This window comes from Vibrio sp. 2-2(8) (assembly GCF_963888495.1).
Lineage (GTDB): Bacteria > Pseudomonadota > Gammaproteobacteria > Enterobacterales > Vibrionaceae > Vibrio > Vibrio anguillarum.
Map to the genome: position 1 here is coordinate 124252 of NZ_CAWPJM010000001.1, position 23672 is coordinate 147923.

The 23672-nt window shown below is 45.0% G+C and carries 23 protein-coding genes, 2 tRNA genes, 1 rRNA gene and 1 riboswitch; of the genes, 7 read left to right on the forward strand and 19 right to left on the reverse strand.

From position 1 onward, the window contains the following. Positions 1 to 61 precede the first annotated feature (61 nt). The gene (gene araG / locus AACV12_RS00560; protein WP_013855628.1) at positions 62 to 1573 is read left to right on the forward strand and encodes an L-arabinose ABC transporter ATP-binding protein AraG; all 1512 of its coding nucleotides are present in this window, start codon (positions 62 to 64) and stop codon (positions 1571 to 1573) included. Between the two features lie 14 nt (positions 1574 to 1587). Beyond that, entirely contained in the window at positions 1588 to 2577 is a 990-nt protein-coding gene (gene araH / locus AACV12_RS00565; protein WP_013855627.1) for an L-arabinose ABC transporter permease AraH, read from the forward strand. A gap of 228 nt (positions 2578 to 2805) precedes the next feature. On the opposite strand, the gene AACV12_RS00570 is transcribed toward araH, so the two are convergent. The 5 genes from AACV12_RS00570 to ftnA all read right to left on the reverse strand — a co-directional run bounded on the left by AACV12_RS00570 (position 2806) and on the right by ftnA (position 7655). Beyond that, complete coding sequence (locus AACV12_RS00570; RefSeq protein ID WP_170901239.1) at positions 2806 to 3768, reverse strand: zeta toxin family protein; 963 nt, start codon at positions 3766 to 3768, stop codon at positions 2806 to 2808. 669 nt (positions 3769 to 4437) lie between these two features. After that, a complete protein-coding gene (locus AACV12_RS00575) occupies positions 4438 to 5625 on the reverse strand; it encodes an NAD(P)/FAD-dependent oxidoreductase (RefSeq protein WP_013855625.1) in 1188 nt (395 codons plus the stop codon). Between the two features lie 141 nt (positions 5626 to 5766). Continuing rightward, entirely contained in the window at positions 5767 to 6588 is an 822-nt protein-coding gene (locus AACV12_RS00580) for an HDOD domain-containing protein (protein ID WP_019282127.1), read from the reverse strand. A gap of 145 nt (positions 6589 to 6733) precedes the next feature. Next, positions 6734 to 7057 (reverse strand): universal stress protein UspB, encoded by a 324-nt coding sequence (gene uspB / locus AACV12_RS00585; RefSeq protein WP_010319583.1) that lies wholly within the window; start codon positions 7055 to 7057, stop codon positions 6734 to 6736. 70 nt (positions 7058 to 7127) lie between these two features. Then, a complete protein-coding gene (ftnA, locus tag AACV12_RS00590) occupies positions 7128 to 7655 on the reverse strand; it encodes a non-heme ferritin (protein ID WP_013855622.1) in 528 nt (175 codons plus the stop codon). 154 nt (positions 7656 to 7809) lie between these two features. On the opposite strand from ftnA, the gene AACV12_RS00595 reads away from it, so the two are divergent. Together AACV12_RS00595 and AACV12_RS00600 are read left to right on the forward strand one after the other, a co-directional pair. Beyond that, positions 7810 to 8235: a universal stress protein gene (locus AACV12_RS00595; protein WP_010319581.1), complete on the forward strand. Its 426-nt coding sequence runs from the start codon at positions 7810 to 7812 to the stop codon at positions 8233 to 8235. Positions 8236 to 8291: 56 nt separating this feature from the next. Then, entirely contained in the window at positions 8292 to 9167 is an 876-nt protein-coding gene (locus AACV12_RS00600) for a carboxylate/amino acid/amine transporter (protein ID WP_026028509.1), read from the forward strand. Positions 9168 to 9301: 134 nt separating this feature from the next. Here the strand turns inward: AACV12_RS00600 and AACV12_RS00605 are convergent, their stop codons facing one another. Next, entirely contained in the window at positions 9302 to 9748 is a 447-nt protein-coding gene (locus AACV12_RS00605) for a hypothetical protein (RefSeq protein ID WP_013855620.1), read from the reverse strand. A 111-nt stretch (positions 9749 to 9859) separates the two neighbouring features. After that, the gene (locus tag AACV12_RS00610) at positions 9860 to 10639 is read right to left on the reverse strand and encodes a class I SAM-dependent methyltransferase (RefSeq protein WP_010319578.1); all 780 of its coding nucleotides are present in this window, start codon (positions 10637 to 10639) and stop codon (positions 9860 to 9862) included. 155 nt (positions 10640 to 10794) lie between these two features. On the opposite strand from AACV12_RS00610, the gene asnC reads away from it, so the two are divergent. After that, positions 10795 to 11259, forward strand: coding sequence for a transcriptional regulator AsnC (gene asnC / locus AACV12_RS00615; RefSeq protein ID WP_010319577.1), 465 nt, complete (start codon positions 10795 to 10797; stop codon positions 11257 to 11259). A 77-nt stretch (positions 11260 to 11336) separates the two neighbouring features. Here the strand turns inward: asnC and tsrA are convergent, their stop codons facing one another. Both tsrA and AACV12_RS00625 read right to left on the reverse strand, forming a co-directional pair. After that, positions 11337 to 11618: an H-NS-like global regulator TsrA gene (tsrA, locus tag AACV12_RS00620; protein WP_017044523.1), complete on the reverse strand. Its 282-nt coding sequence runs from the start codon at positions 11616 to 11618 to the stop codon at positions 11337 to 11339. Positions 11619 to 11708: 90 nt separating this feature from the next. Beyond that, entirely contained in the window at positions 11709 to 12908 is a 1200-nt protein-coding gene (locus AACV12_RS00625; protein ID WP_339377024.1) for a multidrug effflux MFS transporter, read from the reverse strand. A 116-nt stretch (positions 12909 to 13024) separates the two neighbouring features. Here AACV12_RS00625 and AACV12_RS00630 point away from each other — a divergent pair, with 116 nt between their 5' ends. Both AACV12_RS00630 and AACV12_RS00635 read left to right on the forward strand, forming a co-directional pair. Further along, positions 13025 to 13966: a LysR family transcriptional regulator gene (locus AACV12_RS00630; RefSeq protein ID WP_026027502.1), complete on the forward strand. Its 942-nt coding sequence runs from the start codon at positions 13025 to 13027 to the stop codon at positions 13964 to 13966. A 158-nt stretch (positions 13967 to 14124) separates the two neighbouring features. Next, complete coding sequence (locus AACV12_RS00635) at positions 14125 to 15915, forward strand: aminopeptidase P family protein (RefSeq protein WP_170901243.1); 1791 nt, start codon at positions 14125 to 14127, stop codon at positions 15913 to 15915. Between the two features lie 191 nt (positions 15916 to 16106). Here the strand turns inward: AACV12_RS00635 and thiH are convergent, their stop codons facing one another. The 10 genes from thiH to rrf all read right to left on the reverse strand — a co-directional run bounded on the left by thiH (position 16107) and on the right by rrf (position 23577). After that, on the reverse strand, positions 16107 to 17219 hold the full coding sequence (gene thiH, locus AACV12_RS00640; protein WP_094147302.1) for a 2-iminoacetate synthase ThiH: 1113 nt from the start codon (positions 17217 to 17219) through the stop codon (positions 16107 to 16109). A gap of 2 nt (positions 17220 to 17221) precedes the next feature. Then, complete coding sequence (locus AACV12_RS00645) at positions 17222 to 17986, reverse strand: thiazole synthase (protein ID WP_064626096.1); 765 nt, start codon at positions 17984 to 17986, stop codon at positions 17222 to 17224. Continuing rightward, positions 17987 to 18196 (reverse strand): sulfur carrier protein ThiS, encoded by a 210-nt coding sequence (gene thiS, locus AACV12_RS00650; protein ID WP_010319419.1) that lies wholly within the window; start codon positions 18194 to 18196, stop codon positions 17987 to 17989. It abuts the gene before it with no gap. Next, complete coding sequence (locus AACV12_RS00655; RefSeq protein WP_013855609.1) at positions 18184 to 18972, reverse strand: HesA/MoeB/ThiF family protein; 789 nt, start codon at positions 18970 to 18972, stop codon at positions 18184 to 18186. Before AACV12_RS00655 ends, thiS begins: the two co-directional genes overlap by 13 nt. Then, positions 18962 to 20254: a thiamine phosphate synthase gene (gene thiE, locus AACV12_RS00660; protein WP_170901245.1), complete on the reverse strand. Its 1293-nt coding sequence runs from the start codon at positions 20252 to 20254 to the stop codon at positions 18962 to 18964. The genes AACV12_RS00655 and thiE overlap by 11 nt, the downstream gene beginning before the upstream one ends. A 4-nt stretch (positions 20255 to 20258) precedes the next feature. Next, complete coding sequence (gene thiC / locus AACV12_RS00665; RefSeq protein ID WP_170901246.1) at positions 20259 to 22208, reverse strand: phosphomethylpyrimidine synthase ThiC; 1950 nt, start codon at positions 22206 to 22208, stop codon at positions 20259 to 20261. 109 nt (positions 22209 to 22317) lie between these two features. Next, a riboswitch (TPP riboswitch) is annotated at positions 22318 to 22416 on the reverse strand. 52 nt (positions 22417 to 22468) lie between these two features. Continuing rightward, on the reverse strand, positions 22469 to 22852 hold the full coding sequence (crcB, locus tag AACV12_RS00670; protein WP_013855606.1) for a fluoride efflux transporter CrcB: 384 nt from the start codon (positions 22850 to 22852) through the stop codon (positions 22469 to 22471). A gap of 367 nt (positions 22853 to 23219) precedes the next feature. Further along, positions 23220 to 23296, reverse strand: a tRNA-Trp gene (locus AACV12_RS00675). A 59-nt stretch (positions 23297 to 23355) separates the two neighbouring features. Continuing rightward, a tRNA-Asp gene (locus AACV12_RS00680) sits at positions 23356 to 23432 on the reverse strand. A gap of 29 nt (positions 23433 to 23461) precedes the next feature. Beyond that, positions 23462 to 23577: ribosomal RNA gene (gene rrf / locus AACV12_RS00685) — 5S ribosomal RNA — on the reverse strand. Positions 23578 to 23672 lie beyond the last annotated feature (95 nt).

Here is a 23672-nt window from a genome sequence, read left to right on the forward strand (position 1 = left end):
ATGGCTAAAAGCGGTACAGCTTCTTCGTACCGCTTTCGCGAAGTAAACAGGAGTACAGACTATGGCAGCTTCACACTCTTGCTTAGAGTTTTGCCAAATATCAAAACACTTTACGGGTGTTAAGGCACTGACCGACATTAGCTTTCGCGTTAACAGCGGTAGTGTTCATGCCTTAATGGGAGAGAATGGGGCCGGGAAATCGACTCTATTGAAAACGCTAAGCGGGCTGCATCAACCCACCCACGGCAAGCTGCTCATTGATGGGCATCCAGTAACATTTCAATCGACGGTTGACGCATTAGAGCAAGGTATCGCCATTATTTATCAAGAGCTTAATTTGGTTCCTGAACTCAGCGTGGCAGAAAACATTTTCTTAGGGCAACTTCCCACTAAACATGGCCGGGTCGATACCGAAACCCTCAATCGTAACGCACGTAAACAGTTATTGCGCTTGGGGGAAAATTTTGACCCCTCTCGCCCATTAAAAGAGTTTTCTATTGGCCAGTGGCAAATGGTTGAAATTGCCAAAGCGCTAAGTCGCAATGCACACATCATCGCTTTTGACGAACCAACCAGCAGCTTGTCTCAGCGTGAAATTGAAAACCTATTTAAAGTGATCCGCGAATTGCGCGACGACGGAAAAATCATTCTTTACGTTTCTCATCGTATGGAAGAAATATTCGCTCTGTGTGATGCAATCACCATCTTCAAAGATGGTACCCATGTGCAAACCTGTTATGACCTTTCGACTCTCACTCATGACCGTTTGGTTGAGTTAATGGTTGGCCGGGAAATCAATGACATTTACAACTACCGCTCTCGTCCTCTTGGTCAAAGTGGATTAGCGATTAAAAACCTGATGGGCAGAGGGCTCACCGCTCCTCTCTCGCTAGAAATAAAACAGGGAGAAATATTAGGTTTGTTTGGTCTGGTCGGTGCGGGCAGAACAGAACTTACCCGTTTGATTTTCGGAGCAGAAAAAGCCACCGCGGGCGATGTTTATCTTCACGGACAAAAAATACGGATTACTAAACCTGAAGATGCCATTCGGGCGGGCATTACCTTATGCCCTGAAGATCGCAAAGCAGACGGTATCGTGCCTATTTTATCGGTGCAAGAAAACACCAACATTAGCGCTCGTCCATGGCATCTAAAGCTTGGCGGGTTAATCAACTTCCAGTGGGAGTCGAGCAATGCCCTCAAACAAAACCAGTCATTAAACGTCAAAACCGCTTCGTTAGATCAACCCATTGGCGAGCTCTCCGGTGGCAATCAACAAAAAGTGATCCTTGGTCGTTGGTTATCTACCGATATGAGCGTCATTTTGCTAGATGAGCCGACGCGCGGCATTGATGTTGGCGCTAAGTCTGAGATATACGAGTTGATCTTCAAATTGGCAGAAAATGGCGTGACTGTCTTAGTTGTCTCTAGTGACATGCCTGAAGTGCTTGGTATCGCTGACCGATTACTGGTTATGAAAGATGGCAAAGTAACTGGTGAATTAACACGAACTGAATTTAACGAACAATCTGCGTTACGTCTTGCCATGATTGGCAACGACGTCGCTGCGTAAAAAGGAATATCCTAATGGCTGTAACGAGTTCAACCAAAATAGACAATACCGAGAGCCCGACTCGCTCTTTTAAGTTCTCTTCCATCTGGGATAAGTTCGGCATGCTGATGGTCTTTGCTGGCCTATTTTTGCTTTGCAGTTTATTTGTCCCTTATTTTGCTACATTCATTAATATGAAAGGGCTCGGTCTGGCTATTTCCATGAGCGGCATGGTTGCGTGCGCCATGCTCTTTTGCCTAGCCTGTGGGGATTTAGATCTCTCGATTGCTTCGGTTATTGCCTGCTCTGGCGTAGTCACGGCGGTAGCGATTAACGCAACCAGCAGTGTGGTATTGGGTATCGGCGCAGGCTTACTTTCAGGTGTACTCTTTGGTTTGCTAAATGGCTTCGTTATTGCCAAATTGCAGATCAATGCACTGATAACGACTCTCGCAACGATGCAAATCGCTCGCGGTCTTGGTTATATCATCTCTGACGGTAAGGCGGTTGGGATCACTGAAGAACATTTCTTCACCCTAGGTAACTCCTCTTTACTTGGTATCCCAACGCCAATTTGGTTAACCATAGTCACCTTCGCTATTTTTGCCTTTTTACTAAATCGTACGGTTTATGGGCGCAATACATTAGCGATTGGCGGTAATGAAGAAGCCGCACGATTAGCGGGTGTCAACGTCGTAAAAACTAAAATCATCATTTTCACTATCTCTGGCTTTATCTCTGCGCTCGCTGGGGTTATTTTAGCCGCGCGTATGACCAGCGGTCAGCCGATGACTTCCGTCGGTTTTGAGTTAGTGGTCATCTCTGCTTGTGTGCTCGGTGGGGTATCGCTCAAAGGCGGGATAGGTAAAGTATCTTACGTTATTGCGGGTGTGCTCATCCTCGGTACGGTAGAGAATGCGATGAATCTACTGAATATGTCACCTTTTTCTCAATACGTGGTACGAGGAACTATTTTGCTCGCGGCGGTTATCTTTGACCGCTATAAACAAAATAAATCCAGCTAGAAGCAATTCATTGCCACACAACAAAAAAGAAGGGCTAACCTGTGCAGCTCTTCTTTTTTCTAAAAAACTATCCATTGGTTTGACAGTGCTTTTTAGTGAAGTTTATCGCTAAGGATGGCTTCTATCGCAAAACTTATTCTTGACGTACAGGTAACGGCCTCTAGATACACTGACCGATCAGAGGGTATCTAGACTTAAAACGTCAAAGGTTTCGACAGAATCGACCACTTAGTTATAGTCGTAATTGGGGAATTGGACGTTATACCGCACTAGCCCGATTAGAGTGTTAAATGCCTCCATCTGTAAATGTTTATCGTTTTTACTAGCCGTTCGACCATCTTGTAAAGCTTTGACAATTTCGTCAGGATTTCTTCCTGTATAGAGCTTTATTCCCGCTCTTGAGGTCACAGTGATCGTATCTAATAATGGAAGAAGCTCTTGAAACTTCTCGACACTTTCCATATCGCTATAGGCTTCATCATGTTTGTTCAATGGCGTTCTTCTAGCACCATCAGGGACTAACTGTCCTTCTCTAATACTTTTAAGTGCTGACTCATACCTTGTGAAAACCCCCATCATACTTAACGACTTATCAACGGCCAGCACCGTCAAATGAGTCTTAAAGCCATGTTTTTTACAATCATCCAGAACGTGTAATATTGAGTGTTGCTGATCTAACATGGAGCGTTGTATCACCATGTTGAATTTTTTTTCAAGTCCGTACTTTATTAAACCTTCGCAGAGAAACAACGCCGTTTGTTGGCAGTTTGACACCGTGCTTGGGTGCCCATTGCTTGCTAACTCCGAATAACCTGGAATGTATTTTTTCAGTTCATCATAATCAACCACCACACAGTTATTCTTGAGCTGTGACGAACATGCTTTTATCGCGGTCGATTTCCCAGCGCCCATTTGCCCTGTAACAACAAAGGCGCTTGGTTGTTCTTGAGGCGTAACCCCTTGGCATAGCTTCTCTTGCACATGTTTTAATAAGTTAATTTTATCACTCGGTTCAGAGAGGAACCGATTATCATCCATATCTTTTACCCGGCGCTGGCGAAGTTCCAAAGCGCTTTGCGTTGCACTGACTGGTACATTCTTTACCTGTTTAACAAAGAATGGTTCTTGTAGTGATGTTGCCCGTTCGAGGGAATAGCTTTGAGGCTCCGTAAATGTAAAAGATGTTTTCATTTCAAATCCTTATAAAATTAGGCTTTGTTCAAACGATATCTAAGCGAACCATAGTCAGCACAGTGGAAGGCGCTATATTATCACCGCGGTATGATGTATAGAGATGTATCTTATTGGACGTGAGGATGACTAAAAGGTCATGTCTTTATTTGTGAGTAAATGTAGAAGATTGATTTCATCCAGATGAGTTTACATCCGTTGTGAATATAATTTTTAGCCGTTTACTGGTTCAATAAAATGCACATTTATTCATACTTTTACAGCATGTCGAATCACATGCTTTGAGCTAAAAGTGATAAGCATGAAAAAGCCGTTGCTATGTTCAACCTTCGAGTAAACAAAAAAAAACAGAAGGATAGCGCGAACTTTTTATGATTTATGGTTATGATTTTTGGATATCAAAGGGTAAGTACAAAGAACCAAGCATTTGATATGCAGACGCATTCGCTTGAGTAATGTAAGGGCGAGAAGATTTTTCCTGATATTGCGTCTGGTGCAAAAACCAGCCGACCTTCTTTGAACAACGCCTTGCCCCGTTGCGGGCAAGTGAGGCTATCAACGCCTACAAATGAAACAGGCTAGTCCGTTCGTGAAAGCACTGTGTAGAGATAATAAAGTTTGTATCCTTGGGGTGATCCTCGTCACCCCTTTTGGGCCTTCTCTACACACTTACACCCACTGTCCGGCGACATAACCGCTTGACCAACACCATTGGAAATTATAGCCGCCAAGCCAGCCCGTCACATCCATTACCTCACCAATAAAATAGAGGCCCGGAACCGATTTGCATTCCATGGTTTTCGATGAGAGGCAATCGGTGTCTACGCCACCTAATGTGACTTCGGCTGTGCGATAACCTTCAGTACCATTGGGAAGAATCGGCCAATGTTGTAAGTCGTGTGCGATAGCGGTTATTTCGTGTGGGTTTAACTGTTTGAGCGGTTTATCGACAAAAGCTTTGCGCTCAATCAGTACTTCAACTAAACGCTTAGGCAGTACTTTCGCGAGTGTATTTTTTAAGCTTTGATTTGGGTGTGCTTCACGTGATTCATTTAATAGCCGCTCGATGTCTACTTCCGGCACTAAGTTGATACTGACCTTCTGCCCCGCTTTCCAGTAAGAAGAAATTTGCAACACCGCCGGCCCAGATAAACCACGATGAGTAAACAGCAGTGCTTCTTTAAACACTGTGCCATCTTCAGTAGTGATTTCAGTTGGAATGGCAATGCCGGCCAGTTCGGCGAAATCTTCTTTATCTTGTTTATGCAGTGTAAAAGGCACGAGCCCGGCCGTGGTTGGGATCACCGCCAGTCCAAACTGCTCTGCAATTTTGTAACCAAAAGGAGTCGCACCAAGCTTGGGCATCGACAAGCCACCCGTTGCGACCACCAGTGACTGGCATTGGATTGGCCCGTCATTGGTGGTGAGCTGAAAGCCGTTTGGCACCTTATCTATCGATTGAATCTCGACTTGATAACGCTGCTTGACCGTCGGTAAATCGCACTCTTTTAGCAACATATTGACGATGTCCTTCGCCGAATCAAGGCAAAAGAGCTGGCCATGATCGCGCTCTTCAAACGCAATATTGTATTTACTGACCAGCGAGATAAAGTCCCACTGGCTGTACTGCGATAACGCTGATTTAACGAAATGAGGATTGCGGCATAAGTAGTTGGCGGCCGATAGTTCATAATTGGTGAAATTACAGCGACCGCCACCTGAGATCAAAATTTTACGGCCAGGCTTTTTGGCATGATCGAGAACGCATACGCTGCGCCCGCGCAGGCCAGCTTGCGCGGCGCACATTAGCCCGGCGGCGCCAGCACCAATAACGACAACATCAAACGACTGACTCATGCTTTCACCTTCATTTAACTAGACGCACACGCACCTAATGACAAACAAAAAGGATGCAGCGCTAGTGGCTACATCCTTATCAATGGGGGACATTTTAACGACTAATTGAGTGAAGACAAGGTTAATCCACCAGCGACGGTATTAGACTAGCTGCTCGGCAAGCTCGCGCCCTTTTCCGCGAACGGCGTCAATTGTTTCAGCAAATGTGGCAGATATTGCCAGCACACGAGCATCTGGGTGCTCAGCCAGAAATAAGCGTTTTTCTTTTTCGGTCAGGATATCCCATTGATGGTGGATATCACGGGCAAAATGCAATACACGGGCAAGTTTTGGTGAAAGCTGCGCTTTTTCTGGCTGCGCAGAGTAGGCGATCGCATCGACCATCTCATCAGGAAACTTCCAAGCTTTGGCTAGCTTCGCCCCCAGTACATTCGCATCGGTATGGATGATTTGCTGTTGTGCTTCTAGTTCAACTTCACCAGCATCAACACAAAGGCGAATTTTCAACGCTTCTTGCGGCGCTAATGTGTGGATCATCAATTGGCCAATGTTGTGCAATATTCCGGTAGTAAAAACGCTATTGGCATCGAGCTTACAAGCGGCCCCCAGTTTGCTGGCGATAATGGCAATTTCAAAGGTATCGGACCAATATTGCTGCAGATCCAAGGTGTCAATTTTAGGAAAAGCACTGGATAATACCGATGCCACCACCATAGTTCTCACCGAGCCACTTCCGACACGAATCACCGCATCATTGATAGAGGCCACTGTGCGGCTTCCGCCAAAATGTGCCGAATTTGCAAGGCGAAGCAGCCGCGCACTCAACACTTGTTCCATGGCAATTTTTTTTGTGAGCGCACCAAAATCGACCTCTTCCTTATTAACCATTTCGAGTAGTTCTTGTAATACTTGTTGAATACGAGGTAACTCATTCAAACGTGCGAGCAGTGCTTTTTCATCCATTATTTTTCTCCTTTCGATTGCTCTTGCTAATAATAGTCGCCGCACAATGAAGATGCATAATAGTGAAGAAATAAGTCGATGACTTTATGCAGACGATAAAAAAGGAGCACGATAGCTCCTTTAATCAATACAATGACTGGCTCAGTTATACGATACAAGCCGCAAAGGTTGTCACCGCCAGCAATGACATCGACAAGATAAACAGCGCTCTAACGCGATCACACTTGCCCGTAAATAGGGGATCGTGGTGATGGTGATACTCTTTACCTTTCAAATAGTGGAAAAGACGAACCTGCTTGGTGACATTACCGTGAGTGGTAAAAAAGCCACCGCCATCCACTTGTTGATAAAGCAATGGATGAGCTTCACGCATGATGTAAATAAGTGAGCGTAGCGCCGTAAGATACCTGACTAGGTTAACCCCAGTGACCAGCATTAGCGCAAATAAAATTGTATCCCCAGTGATCATCTTTTCCTCCCTACACCTTTGCATAGAACCCAAAGAAAAAGACGATCGCTTCATACTCTTTCTGCTGCGATTACACAGCTTGGGTATCCATTACAGAAGATGAGCCGGCTTTTGCCATTGCGGCTAGGTCTTTGTCGATGAAGAACAGCGCCTTACCATCATCACCCACAAGCTCTAGCTTATCTAAAATCCCTTTAAACAACTTCTCTTCTTCATGTTGCTCCGCAACGTACCACTGAAGGAAGTTAAACGTTGAGTAGTCTTGAGATGTGAACGCCGCATGAGCGAGTTTATTAATCTGCTGAGTAATCATCTGCTCATGTTGATAAGTTTCGCGAAACACTTCACCAAGGCTCGTAAACTTATGTTTTGGCGCTGCGATCGCACCAAGGATAGGCAGTGCACCCGTTTCACTCACGTAGGTGAATAAACGCTGCATGTGCTGCATTTCTTCTACGGCATGAGCGCGTAAAAACTCGGCAGCACCTTCAAATCCTTTATCTTCACACCAAGCACTCATTTGTAAGTATAGATTGGATGAAAAAAATTCCAGATTAATTTGTTCATTCAGTTTTTCAACCATAGCTTGTGACAACATGTCGACTCCTAGTTTATGTAACGATTTGAATTGACTATACCATGAACCTCACCATAACACTTTGAGTCAGGTATGCGGATATGAGATCACGACGACAAAAAACTCTCGGCCTCAGTGCTAATCTTTAATCAGTACCCCATCAGGAGATAATACAATGAGTTATCAACATATTTTGGTTGCCATTGATCTTTCAGAAGACAGTAAACTCTTAGTCGACAAAGCTGTTGCACTGGCAAAACCACTCGATGCTGACGTTTCTTTCATTCACATTGATGTCAACTATGCCGAGCTGTATACCGGACTCATTGATATCAATTTAGCAGAAACTCAACATCACGCGATGGAAGCGTCACAAAAGCAGCTGCAAGCCTTAGCGGAACACGCACAATACCCTATCCGCCATACACTAGTAGGCAGCGGCGACCTCAGTAATGAGCTCTGCGAAACCATCGCTGAATTCAGTGTTGATTTGGTGGTCTGCGGTCATCATCAAGATTTTTGGAGCAAGTTACTCTCATCCACTCGGCAACTGATTAACTGTTCGCCAGTCGACATGCTTGTAATACCACTTCACGACTGACGACAAGCCAAAACTCGGTTAGACTGCGGGTTATTTACTGTTCAGCGTTGTTTGTTATGGCCTATCTCTCTGCAGTCACCCTACTTTGGGCATTTTCATTTAGCTTGATCGGCGTTTATCTCGCCGGTCAAGTTGATTCTTGGTTCGCGGTTTGGATGCGCGTTGCATTAGCGAGCTTAGTATTTCTACCTTTGATCAGGTTTAAAACCGTTCCCGCTCCGTTGATCGCTAAGTTGATGACCATTGGTGGAATTCAACTGGGCCTGATGTACTGTTTCTACTATCAATCATTTTTACTACTATCGGTTCCTGAAGTTTTGCTGTTTACGGTGTTTACGCCAATCTACGTCACGCTGATCTACGATCTACTGAAAGGCCGCTTTTCTCCGTGGTACTTAGTGACGGCGGCCATTGCCGTAATCGGTGCCGTTTTTATTAAATTTGCAGCAATAAACGAGCACTTTTTGCTGGGTTTTTTGGTGGTGCAAGGGGCTAACCTCTGTTTTGCTATCGGCCAAGTGGCTTATAAATACGTCATGGAAAAAGAGACCATCACTTTAGCGCAACACAGCGTATTCGGTTATTTCTACTTAGGTGCATTGGTGGTAGCAAGCGTGGCATTTTTACTGTTTGGTAATAGTGAAAAACTGCCCACTACCTCTTTGCAATGGGGTATTTTGATCTACTTAGGGGTAATTGCTTCTGGGCTTGGTTACTTCGTGTGGAACAAAGGAGCCTGTTTAGTCAATGCCGGCGCATTAGCGATTATGAATAATGCGCTGGTTCCCGCAGGATTAGTGGTGAACATTCTGATTTGGAATCGCGACGTAGATTTAATGCGCCTTGCAATTGGCGGCGTGATCATTTTGCTCTCACTGTGGGTCAATGAAACTTGGGTAAAGCGCAAAGTCGCTGCCAGCCGTACTCACTGAATCAGGTTGAGCGTTAAAAACAACAAAGCCCGCAATCATCGCGGGCTTTGTTGTTGAAAAAGGGGCTATCGTGGCTCGGTTTAACTCACCATCTGTTTTCAGTAAACCATCTATTTTTAGTAAACTATCTGTTTTTAGTGAATCTGCCGTTGTAGTGAACGTTCACTAACCGAAGAAATTCGTTGATTCACATCGGCAAACTTTACTTGTAATGCAGGGTGTTTCTTTAACAGTTTTTGCTGCTGTTTCAGCACTTTTTCTAACTTCTTCAGTACTTTTTTTTGTTTTTTTAACGCTTTCTTGTTCTGTTTTTCCGATCGCTTGGCGGCCTTTTTACCTTTGTCCGTCATGCCATTTGACGTACCAGAGCGCAGTTGTTTCTTCCCTTCCGAAACAAGCTTTGTCGATGCACTCGGAATAGCAGCAGGCTTACACAGCGTGTTTTTATCCGATGATGAACGAGCACATGAGCGACAAAGAAATTTTGGCGCAGCCACAATCTGATGGATATCCCCAAGCTGGCTAGTAATATCGTGTCGGTTCAATTTGCATAAACGCTTATTCATGTACGCCTCGATCACGAATAGGAATAATTATTAGTTAGATATACAATTCCAAACACGATTAAGCAAGCACTAAATTACATCTATGGGCCACGAGATTTTCTCGCCAAAGCTAACGTATTGAATGCGTTAGATCATCGCCGCTTTCACATACACATCAAAACGATTTTTCTTGGTTTCAATCGCCATACTCGGCTTTTGTTTGTCTAACCAATCGGCATAGTCAGGACGCTTCACCACCACGCGTTTGGTCGCCAAACTCAAGGCTGGATTTAATAATGCATCAGCATCCAAGTCAGCGCCCACCAGCGATTGAAAGACGCGCATCTCCTTTTTTACCAAAGCCGTTTGTTTTTTACTTTCCGGGTGCGGGTACATGGGGTCAAGATACACCACATCTGGCTTTACAAAATCTTCATCTTGCGCCAGTTTTTCGAGCGCATCATGACTCGAAGCGTGAAGTAACGACATTCGCTCGCTTACCCAGCCACCAATCTCTGCATCTTGCTTGGCACGCTCTAAACCATCATCGAGCAGCGCGGCCACAACGGGATGCCGCTCGACCATTTGCACTTTACAGCCGAGCGAGGCCAACACAAAAGCATCACGACCTAACCCAGCCGTTGCATCTAACACGGTCGGTGTCGCTCCTTTGTTTAGTCCAGCAGCTTTGGCTATCGACTGACCTTTACCGCCACCAAATTTACGTCGGTGAGCAACCGCCCCCGTGACTAAATCGACATAAATAGCGCCGAGTTTAGGCTCATCCAGTTTACGCAACTCAAGACGATACTGAGTTAATACCAAGGCAAATGGGCTCTCAGCGCATGGTTTTAATCCCCAACGCGCGGCTAATGTATCCAAATGTGCTTGCTGAGCAGGAACTTCGCAAATCAGTTGTAGCTGCAAGTTAACTCCGAAACAAAGGAAATAATGAGGAGGCTTGAGTTTACCCAATTTTCACTGACGTGACTAAAGCTTATCGCTTTTCTTAAACAGCGGCTTACGAGAAACAACGACCAGTGATAAACTGAGCGAACCATTTCAATGATAAGGATGCTGTGATGCAAGCCACTACCGCTAAACTGGACGAACTCGACCGCGCCATTTTAAAAATTTTAATGGACGATGCACGCACGCCCTACGCAGAAATGGCCAAGCAGTTCAACGTTAGTCCTGCCACTATCCATGTTCGCATTGAAAAGATGAAATCGGCCGATATCATTCAGGGTACGGAAGTGATCGTCAATACCAAAAAATTGGGTTATGACGTGTGTTGTTTTATCGGTATCAATCTCAATGCCGCGCGAGACTACCATTCGGCGCTCGCCAAACTCAATGCGCTGGATGAAGTGGTGGAAGCCTATTACACCACAGGAGCCTATAATATTTTTGTGAAGTTAATGTGCCGCTCGATTGAGGAATTACAATTTGTGCTGATCGACAAATTACAGGCAATTGATGAAGTGCAATCCACAGAGACGCTTATTTCCTTGCAGAACCCGATTAACCGAAATGTGAATCCTTAATCACCGAAGCTGCAAACACCACGCAATAAAAAGCCCGAAACTAAATTCCGGGCTATGGCATCGGTACTGATAATAAATTATTTGTTCAGATAAGTTAAAAGCTCTTCAGCCGAAATACCCTGCTTTGCCAATTCCTTCGCCATGATTTCGACTTGCTCGCCTTTACGCGCTTCAATCACTTGTTGAAACTGAAAGACTAAATCACGCAGAACTGGTAATGGTACTTGTTTGGCGGCACTGCGAATACGCTCACTACTTTGGTTGCCTAATTCATTCAGCAATTTTCCGAACATGACCTTTTCTGGAGACTCGTCGAGTTGTTCCCAAATTCGAGCCATTTCATAGGTTGTCATTGACATTGTTGTTTCGTTTCCAAAGTGCAATTGAAATAATTAAGTGGCTAAATATACACCCGTTAAAAAGAATATAAAACAGCAGGTGACAATTTATTAATTCACCACTAATTGATGCCAATAACGCCCTGCTTTAGAAAACAGGATAAACAACGCTGGCGCAATCAGCCACATTTGCAGTGCAATTAATATCTGAGGCTCTAACCCAACACGCTGCATGGTGCCAACTAACAGGCCAGCACCACTCATCTGAAACAAACCAAGCAGTGCTGCGGCGGTTCCCGCACGGTCACCAAATGGCGCCAGTGCTTTTCCTGCGGCCGCTCCCAGAATCCAAGCAAAACCGATTGATGACATAAAAATGGGCAGCATAAAGGCAATCGCCGTTTTCTGTTGTGCCAGCGCGACCATGGTAGTCCCCGCAACCAATAACGTGCCAATTCCAACCACCAGCGCCATATGGGTACCAAACCTATCCATAAATTTCGGCGCACTCAGGCAAGCAACGATATTAATGATGGCATTGAGTCCAAACCAGAAAGTAAATTCATTCATGGTCAATCCATAACCTTCCATTAATACCACTGGGGCAGAAGTGACATAGGCTAAAATAACCGCCATCGCTAACATACATAATGAAGCATGGAAGAGAAAAGATGGTATTTTCAATACGGACCAGTAACGCGATAACTTAAAGAACGCTTGCTGTTCGGTGGCTTGCGGGTTGGTTTCTTTCATACCAATCACCATCATTAAACCCGCGACCACGGCAAAACCAGCCATAAAGCTGAAGTTACTGCGCCAGCCAAATTGCTGAGTTAACCAACTACCAAGGATTGGCGCTAATGCAGGAATAAAACAGATTGCACCATTTAAGTAGCTGATCATTTTGCCGCTACGTTGTGGGCCAAAAATATCGCGAACTGTTGCAAAAGCCGCTACCGATGTCGCGCACGCACCGAAGCCTTGTAGTAGCCGAGCCATCAGCATCCATTCAATACTTTGAGCGGCCCACGCCAAGCAAGCACTCAATGCATAAATACTGATCCCTCCTAATGCAACAGTTCGACGACCGAGTTTGTCCGCTAGCGGGCCAGCAAAGAGTTGACCGACTCCCATAGCAAACAGAAACCAAGTAATCGTATCTTGTGCATAAGCGTGTTCCACGTGAAACGTTTGAGAAATTTGCGGTAAAGCTGGTAGATAAATATCAATCGCTAACGGGCTAAACAGAACCAACAAAATCAGTAATGCCAATTGACGCTTGCTATGCGCGTCAGAGGTTATTTGCTTCACGAAACACTCCAGTAATGAGAAAGAACACACTTTTACAACTCGGCTATAATAGAGCAATGATGATATGAATAGAAATGGCTTATACTCATCACAATTATTCCCAAATGGAAATACAGATGAATATAGAAAAATTAGCCAGAATCGATCTTAATTTGCTTGTTTGTCTGTCCGTACTGCTAGAAGAACTGAACGTAACGCGCGCCGCCCATCGCCTCTGTTTGAGCCAATCAGCCGTCAGTAAATCGCTTGCCAAGCTTCGTCAGCAGTTTAATGACCCGTTGTTTATTCGTAATTCACATGGCTTAAAGGCAACGCCGCAAGCGCTCTATCTCAAACCCAAACTCGACACTCTCATCAATCAGCTCGAGCTACTCACTCAACCACAACAATTTTCACCACAAAGCAGTGAATACCGTTTTCATATTGCGGCAGTAGAAAGCGTCTACCCATTAATTCTCCCTCATTTTTTGCCCGCTATTTTCAGCCAAGGTCCAAATCTCAACATCAACACTCACTCATGGAACGATCAAACCTTTAAGAAATTGCAGCTTGGTGAGTTGGATTTAGGCATTACCGGCAAGGACATTGATATCAATGATGCCAAATTAACAATGCTGCCACCCAGTGATATCTGTGAGCAAGAGATCTATCGAGATAGCCAAATGTGCGTGGTACGTAAAGACCACCCAGCATTGCGAGATAATTGGACGTTAGAGCGCTATTTATCGCTACGTCACGTACAAGTACGCTGCGATGGTAATGATCGCTGGCTACTCGACTATCGCTTGGCGGATATCGGCCGAGAAAGGGACATCGCAATTACAGTACCGGATTTTAATAGTGCCGCCAGCCTTTGTACTTATACTGATTTTATCTTTACCGCGCCGAGCCACTTCACCCACCTAGTAGCCAAGCAGATGGATCTCGTCGTGTTGCCATTACCGATGGAATTTCCACCTATGGCTTATACGTTATTTTGGCACAGAGACAGAGAAAGTGACCCCGCATTGAGCTGGTTAAGGCAGATGATCCAAACCAAAACACTGCATCTCAGATGAAGCTGCGGTTTGCGCCAGTTCGATAAAAAGAGTAGTTTATTGAAGCTCGTCCCCATCGCCACAACCCCATAGACACAATAATAAAGTCAGGGTTTGCTATGGATTTGCACAGTTCCCTACACCTACAACGGACGGTTATGAGAAAGGATATAACACAGATGCATGATTCAATCGCACAACGCGTATCAGCCTTACGTGGCTGGCTCACACAGCAAGGGCTTGATGCCATCATCATTCCACACGAAGATGAATATCTCGGGGAATATGTACCGCAACACAACGAACGCCTGCATTGGTTAACTGGTTTTACTGGCTCGGCAGGCGCGGCTGTGGTCACCCACGATAGCGCGGCTATTTTTGTGGATGGCCGCTATACCGTGCAAGTTCGTAAACAAGTGCCAGAGGCAACCTTTGAGTACCGTCACTTGATTGAAGAGCCCGTTCTCGATTGGCTCCAAAGCGCATTGGTCTCAGGTAGTAAAGTGGGATTTGATCCGCGCATGCATCGAGCAAGCTGGCTTAAAACGGCACAGGCAAAATTGTCTGATGAGTTACAGCTTATTGCCGTCGGCAATAATCCAATCGATGAGTTATGGAAAGACCGTCCTAGCGCTGCAATTTCAGCAGTGCGCTTGATGGGTAATGAACTCGTCGGTATCAGTAGCCATGATAAGCGTGAGCAAATAGCCCATCAGCTGAGTAAGAAAAAGATTGATGCGGCGGTACTGACAGAACTTGATTCCATCTGCTGGCTGCTAAATATCCGTGGCCTTGATGTTTCCCGATTACCAGTCTTACTTTCCCATGCCATTATTTATGCTGACTCCAGCGTCGATTTCTTCCTTGACCCTGCTCGTCTTCCTGCGGAATTTGACAAGCATGTCGGTGGCGGCGTTCGCGTTCACCATCCAGATCAATTAGAAAAGCAGCTTAACTTACTCACAGGTAAAAAGGTGATGATCGATCCTGCTACCAGTAATGCATGGTTTACGCTGACTTTACAAAATTCCGCTGCTGAAATCATTAATGACGCCGATCCGTGCTTACTGCTAAAAGCGGCAAAAAATGCAACCGAAGTCTCTGGAATGAAAGCGTGCCACGTGCGTGATGGTGTGGCGATGACGAAATTTCTTGCTTGGTTGGATAATGAAGTGGCTAGCCAAAGACTACACGACGAAGGCTATTTATCTGACCGCTTACAAGCATTTAGAGAGGAAGATCCAACTCTAGCCGATCTTAGTTTTGATACTATTTCAGCGGCAGGCAGTAATGCAGCTATGTGCCATTACAACCACATCAACCAAGTAAAACCAGGACAATTAGCTCAAGACTCACTTTATCTTGTCGATTCTGGCGGCCAATATTGTGATGGTACGACTGATATTACGCGTACCATTGCCATTGGTAACCCCAGTGAAGAGATGAAAAAACAGTTCACTTTAGTGCTTAAAGGTCATATTGCGCTAGCCAGAGCACGCTTTCCAAAAGGCACTTGTGGTCATCAGCTTGATGTACTTGCCCGTCAGCACCTATGGGCTAATGGCTTCGATTATGATCATGGCACTGGTCATGGAGTCGGCCACTTTTTGAGTGTCCATGAAGGGCCACAACGCATCAGCAAAGTTTTCAACAACGTCGCACTGCTTCCGGGTATGGTACTGTCGAACGAGCCCGGTTATTATCGTGCCGATGCGTTTGGCATTCGTATAGAAAACTTAGAACTGGTGGTCGAAGTTGAAACACAAGGTGATTTCTCTGTGTTGGGGTTTGAGTCACTCACGCGTTGCCCGATTGATAAGCGCGCGATCAACATCAATATGTTAACTCGACCAGAGCTCACATGGCTAAATGACTACCATCAAAAAGTATGGGATCAAGTTGGTCCACTCGTTGAGGGTGATAACAAAGCGTGGTTGCGCCAAGCGACGCTGCCTATTGAGCATGATTAAACTGCAGTATGATCAAACAAATGCGCTGTAGGTAGTTTCTCCGTAGTAACTTAACCTAGAAAGATGAAAGGCGACCTCGAGTCGCCTTTACTTTAACTTATGATTCTCTTAACTCGAACTCACCTTAATCAGCTAAATCATCATGCTTTAATGCATCCATATGTTTCACGTGAAACGTGCAAGCCATAACCTCATCCAGAATAGGCAGCATGCCAATCTCGCCACACGACTTCAAAGCCTTGCCCTTTAACAGCGGCGGCAACTTGTGCGGCTGTACGTTCATCGCTAATCACAAATTGCTCAAGCTCGGCCTCTTGCATTGCATAACCTCCAGGCTGTGTTTTTGATCCCGCCGATATGCTGGTGATCCCCAGTGGAATGAGCTTATCCCTAAAGTGCGCCGATTCACGGGTAGAAAGCGAGAGTTCCACTTCTGAATTGAGCAAACGAAATGCACAGATGAGCTGAACCAGCTGCTTGTCAGACATAACCGATTTAGGTTGCAGGCCTCCTTCACAAGGTCGCAAGCGAGGAAACGAAATCGAATAGCGCGTCTTCCAATATCTCTTTTCAAGATAATCCAGGTGAGCGGCCACGTAAAAACAATCGGCCCGCCAATCTTCCAAACCAATCAAAGCGCCAAGACCAATCTTATCAATCCCTGCCCGAGCAAGTCGGTCCGGTGTTTCTAGGCGAAAGTTAAAATCCATTTTGTTGCCTCGCAAATGATGTAAAGCGTAAGTCGATGGATGATAAGTCTCTTGATATACCATTACCGCATCTAAACCTAAGCTCTTTAGCTCCGCATAGTGCGCTTGCTGAAGCGGTTGAACCTCCATAGCAACATAGCTGACTTCACGCTTTATCAACGGCAGTATCTGCCGGAAATAGTTCATGCCTACTTTGGTTTCATGCTCACCGGTTACCAACAACACATTATCAAACTGCATCTGCTTGATAACTGCCAATTCACGTTCAACTTCATGCAAACTTAATGTACGCCGCTTGATGTGATTCTCCATCGAAAATCCACAATAAGTGCATGCATTGGCACACAAATTTGAAAGATAAAGCGGGATATAAAAAGAAAGAGTATTGCCAAAGCGTTGCCTCGTCAGTGAGTAAGAAAGTTGCGCTAACTGCTCGATATAAGGCTCAGCAGCAGGAGAGATTAATGCCTTAAAATCCTCCAAATCGCGCTTCTCTTTATGCAATGCTCGCTCAACATCTGACGCTGTTTTGGAACGGATTGATAACGCAATATCGTCCCAATCGAGTTGTTTGAAACGTTCTAAAAAGCTCATGGCTATTGATCCAAAAATGCAGTTAGAGGGCTGGATGCGATAGCATGATGAACCTGAGTTGCAAGCCCTGCCTCATAGGCCATTCGACCCGACTCCACCGCCAACTTAAATGCCAACGCCATTTGTATCGGATCGCGCGCGGCCGCAATTGCGGTGTTAACTAAGACTGCATCCGCGCCCAATTCCATCGCAAAAGCCGCATGCGAAGGCGCGCCAATACCGGCATCAATAATCACGGGGACACGAGCTTGGTTGATGATGATTTCTAAAAAATCTCGTGAGACCAGCCCCTTATTCGATCCAATTGGCGCACCTAATGGCATTACGGCCGCACACCCCACCTCCTCTAAACGCTTACAGAGTACAGGGTCAGCATGACAATAAGGCAATACGGTAAATCCATCTTTCACCAATTGTTCCGCTGCTTTTAACGTTTCGATAGGGTCAGGCATCAGATACTTAGGATCGGGATGAATTTCTAGCTTCAGCCACGATGTCGATAACGCTTCACGCGCTAAATGGGCAGCAAAAATCGCATCCTTCGCATTTTTCGCACCCGATGTGTTGGGTAAAAGATGGACGCCTGACTCTATAAGTGGCGCTAAAATATCATCATTTAATTGGTTAAGATCGACTCGCTTTAATGCCATCGTCGCCATTTGTGAACCAGATATGGCAATAGCTTTTGTCATTAACTCTCGGTTGGCAAATTTCCCCGTACCAGTGAACAGGCGAGATTCAAACTGTTTATTCGCTATCGTTAACATTTAGCCTCCTGCAATGGCTTGAAACAGCGATATTTGATCGCCTTCACTTAATAGGGTCGTTGACCACGCACTACGCGGCACTACGCTCTGATTCAGGGCAAACACGCAACCGGTAATCGTGATCGAAAGCAGTTTGGTGAGATCCGCAATACTGGTTCCCGCTGAAACTTGATGAAACTGCTGATTAATCTTGATCGTTATATCTGACATGTGGCTTCTCCCTTCATCTGATCAGTCTGTGGGTACCCACACACCTCGCACTGAGGATCTTTAACAACATTTAAGGTTTGGAATTGAAACAAATGAGCATCAAACAGTGTCAGTTGGTTAGCATTACGCATCGTCTGTCGAGTCAATATCATGATGGCTTGTAAAGCTTGCAGGGTTCCGATGATTCCGACGACAGGCCCCAGAATACCGAATTCATTACAACGCTGCGCGGCAGGCAGTTCGCTATCAGGCACTAAACAGTGATAACAAGGTGACAACGGCAGTTGATCAAAAGCAATGACTTGCCCCTTCCATCCAATAGCCGAACCTGAAATCAATGGCTTAATTAGTTTACGGCACAACTGGTTAATTTGCTGACGACTGTGGATGTTATCCGTGCAGTCAAGAACGACATCAGCATTCAGCACTTCCAGTTCGAGCTGAGTACCAATAAGGCGTTTAGATATCGCTCTTACTCTGCAATCAGGGTTGATGGCTTTAATTTGCTCTGCCATCGCATCGACTTTGGTTTGACCAATTTGCCTCTCTCGGTAGATCACCTGCCGAGGTAAGTTGCTGCTTTCAACTCGGTCATCATCCACTATTACCAGTTGTCCAATACCAGCACTCGCCAAATACAAAACGGCCGCAGACCCTAAACCACCACAACCAATAACCAGCACTCGGCTATCAAGTAAAGATTGCTGTCCATTCTCACCTATTTCAGGGAGCGCAAGTTGCCTTTGATAACGGATAAATTGTGCATCAGAAAGCATAATCACATACCTCCTCAGCACTTGGTAATCGGTTTTGTATGATTCGATTGAAACTATCAATGACCAACTGAGGTGATTTTGCTTCTGTTACTGCACGTACAACGGCCAAGCCTGATACATCGCACTGCCAAACTTGCAATGCGTTCTCTAGGTTAATTCCGCCAATTGCAACTGTGGGTATTTTTGCACTTACAACTTCATCTGAGTTGGCGGCACAACTTAAACTCTCAATTAGCTGCTGGTAAAGTTTCAACCTAACAAGCCCCTGTGGCTTAGAGGGCATAATTTTGGTGGTGGTTGGGAATATGTGACCCAAAGCGATATAGCTGGGATTTAGTGAAGCGATGTTCAGAATCTCATAATAGCCGTGAGTTGAAATGCCTAAACAGATCCCAGCTTGAGCAATTTGTGCTAAATCTGCATTGGTGAGATCTTCTTGTCCAAGATGAATGCCAAAAGCACCATGCTTTATCGCAAGCTGCCAATGATCATTAATAAAAACCTGTGCTTGATAGGCTTGTCCAAGCTCAATAGCGGCGATAATTTGTGATTCGAGATCAGGATGTGTTGAATCTTTTATTCGCAGTTGGATTGTCTTTACATCAAACTTCAATAACCGCTCGACCCACTCAGCGCTATCCACAACAGGGTAAAGGCCAATATTTTTGTCTATCTTTGGAAAACAGATATGATTTTGTTTATCGTCAGCAAAGATGCCAGCTACTGAATGTTGTAACTGAGGAAAATATCGGCTATCCGTTGGCCATGTTTCACGTGAAACACTCATTGCCGCGCGAGCAACCACTAAAGCATCCTCTAGTGGAAAGTCGAGACACAACAATGATAGAACCCAAGCAAAGTGCTCACTCTTTGCATCAGCAGCATGAGCATTCGTAGAGTATCTTATACGACGCAATTCTTCTCCGTGATACCACTCATCAACATAGTCGTGTGAGTCAGCCGCTGTAAGCCCTACCTTGACCAAACCAGTTTCTCGTTTCTGGGAGTGCTCAAATGGCATTTGAGCGCAAAAATTGACTTGGTATTGCAAGAATAAATTGGGCTTATCAGTTAAAACACTTAGCGCATCTTCGCACGAGGCTAAGCAATCGCTGCCAATCAAAGATGAGTATGAAGGCGTTACTAATTGACAATATAAAGTTGGGCTGGCACCCAAAAAAATATCATCGATATCAAAACCATGATGCTTGGCCAATAGCAAAACCTGTTGTACTTGAGCAGTCAACGCAATGTCATCACGGGGGATAAGTAATTGAATCATCTAATTACTCCTCGCTAACGACTAACCGTTGACTAACAGCAGGATGATAAAGCTCTGATCCTGAGGCTTTAAACTCTTGTGATTTCTGTCTCATGCCTTGTAACGGGTCATCTAGCAGCGTAACGGAAACGAGCGCATCAGCAGCAACTTGCTTGGTATCTAGCGCATACTCTCGAACCTCTTGAGAGATTTTCATCGAGCAGAATTTCGGCCCGCACATAGAGCAAAAATGCGCAACTTTACCAGACTCTTGCGGAAGAGTTTCATCGTGAAAAGCACGCGCCGTAACTGGGTCTAATGCAAGATTGAATTGGTCTTCCCAACGAAACTCAAAACGTGCTTTCGATAAAGCATTATCGCGCACTTGTGCTCCCGGGTGCCCTTTCGCAAGGTCTGCAGCATGTGCTGCCAATTTATAAGTAATTAAACCCGTTTTAACATCTTCTTTGTTTGGTAAACCAAGGTGCTCTTTCGGTGTTACATAGCAAAGCATCGCGCAGCCATACCAGCCAATCATCGCAGCACCAATACCGGAAGTGATGTGATCATATCCCGGAGCAATATCGGTAGTTAATGGGCCCAAGGTATAGAATGGCGCTTCATGGCAATGCTTTAATTGTTCATCCATATTCTCTTTAATCAAATGCATGGGGATATGGCCAGGGCCTTCAATAATGACCTGTACATCATATTCCCACGCTATTTTGGTCAACTCACCTAAAGTGCGCAGCTCTGCAAATTGTGCTTCATCGTTAGCATCGGCAATGGATCCTGGCCGTAGTCCATCCCCTAAGGAAAGGGCGACGTCATACTTGGCGCAAATTTCACAAATTTCACGGAAATGAGTGTAAAGAAAACTCTCAGTATGATGGGCTAAACACCATTTAGCGATAATAGAGCCGCCACGCGAAACGATACCAGTAACACGTTTCGCGGTCATTGGCACATAACGAAGCAACAAACCAGCATGAATTGTAAAGTAATCAACACCTTGCTCCGCTTGCTCAAGTAAGGTATCGCGCATTACTTCCCATGATAAATCCTCCGCAATACCATTTACTTTTTCCAATGCTTGATACATAGGCACAGTCCCAATCGGTACGGGGCTATTACGCAAAATCCATTCTCGAGTTTCGTGAATATTGCGACCAGTAGAAAGATCCATCACGGTATCCCCACCCCAGCGGGTTGCCCATACCAATTTTTCAACTTCTTCTTCAATTGATGAAGAGACAGATGAGTTACCGATATTCGCATTCACTTTGACGAGAAAATTACGACCAATGATCATCGGCTCTGATTCAGGATGGTTAATATTCGACGGGATAATGGCTCGTCCTTCGGCAACTTCACGACGCACAAACTCAGGAGTTATTTGCTTTGGTAAATTAGCCCCCAAATGAATCCCTGCATGTTGCTGGCTCAGCTGTGCATCCATACACTCTCCACGTCGCGTATTTTCGCGAATGGCAATGTATTCCATTTCGGGTGTGATAACACCTTGCCGCGCATAATGAAGTTGAGTAACGCACTTCCCTTTCTTTGCTCGGCGTATGGCTGGCAGGTTCCCATAACGTAGTTCGTCCAATGTATCATCAGATAAACGTTCTTTAGTGTAAGCAGAACTGACCACATCAAGCCACTCGGTATCATCCCGATCAGCGATCCATTTATCCCTTAATTTAGGCAAACCCTGATATAAGTCGATAGTATGAGATGGGTCGGTATAGACACCTGAAGTGTCATAAACGCATATAGATTCATTCGGTTGATAAATCGGTGAGGACTTTGTGCCCCCGACCAAGCTGTCAGCTAGTTTAATCTCACGCATTGGCACGCGGATATCCGAACGTGAACCAGTAATATAGATTTTAGAGGAATTTGGGTAGGGTTCGACAGACAATGTGTCAATGAATTGTTTGGCTTTCAGTCTCGCTTGTTTGCGACTCGACATAGCATCTTCCTTTTTTGTACTAGGGATAAATGCTTGACGGATTAATGCACAAGAGTTGATCAAAATGGAATTTTGATCTTAAGGATATAACGCTAGATAGATCACCAGCAGGTTATATTCTCTTGTTCCCTTCGCAGGTATTAGCCTGATCAGGTTCAACGGATCCCGAAAATACGGTCTCAGCCTTATGGCACTCCGACAAGTTGAGTCACGATTATAGGGAAAGACTATCCATTAACCAAGATGAAATTATGATTTCGTTAACTTCTCATCAACAACTGGAAACCTATCCAAGCCGCTGAGATACTTAACACCACGTTTAATAAGACATTAACACCCATTTTCAGAAAGGCTCCTTGCTGCATCAGCAATACATTATCCATAGAGAATGTAGAAAATGTGGTTAATGCACCCAAGAAACCTAAACCAATAATCTGGCGCCATGGCTCAGTTGCAAGTAATTCACTCTCAAAAGCAGCGATCAATAATCCCATAATAAATGAGCCGACAACGTTAACGGTGAGCGTTCCATAAGGAAACCCGCGTCCTAACAAGAACACACATAGCTCGGTAACTAGATAACGTGCACATGCGCCAAATGCGCCACCTAATGCAATAAAACCTAAAATAGACAGCTGTCCCATAACGAATTCCTAAAAGTAACCGTCGTTATTTTAACCGCTAAGCATAATAAATCGAACCTAATTACTAAAATAATCAAGGAAAGTTATGCTGATAATCTAGTGCTTTTAAAAAGTTACATCCGTCACTTACTGAGTAAATGGATAAGCTAAACCGCTCTTAATGCCAATTGAAGTAACAATATGATCTAATTAAGGCTATTTCACGCTCGGGATCGCTTTCTTGGATACAGCTTGAGTACAGAGAGCTGGCCACAAAAATGTGCCGAAGGAATGAGGTAAACGGAATTAGTTAATTTTTCGGATTGCTATCATAGAGGAAGTGAACAGATAGCAAAAAGCCTCAGCATTTCTGCGGAGGCTTGATAGATGGCAGGGGTGGAGAGATTCGAACTCCCAACACGCGGATTTGGAATCCGCTGCTCTGCCAGTTGGAGCTACACCCCTAAAACTTTATCTTACTCATTGAAGAAAGCCTCAACGTGACTGCTGAGGCTCTTAATAAGTGGCGGAGCGGACGGGACTCGAACCCGCGACCCCCGGCGTGACAGGCCGGTATTCTAACCAACTGAACTACCGCTCCGCAGCGTGTCTGGTTAGACAATATTCAAAGCCTGGCGATGTCCTACTCTCACATGGGGAGACCCCACACTACCATCGGCGCTGTTGTGTTTCACTTCTGAGTTCGGCATGGAATCAGGTGGGTCCACAACGCTATGGTCGCCAAGCAAATTTCTTAATTCGGAAAGCTGTTTCGTTCTCATTCACACATTCAATGTTCTTCAATTGAGCCCACAAAACCCCTTCGGTGTTGTATGGTTAA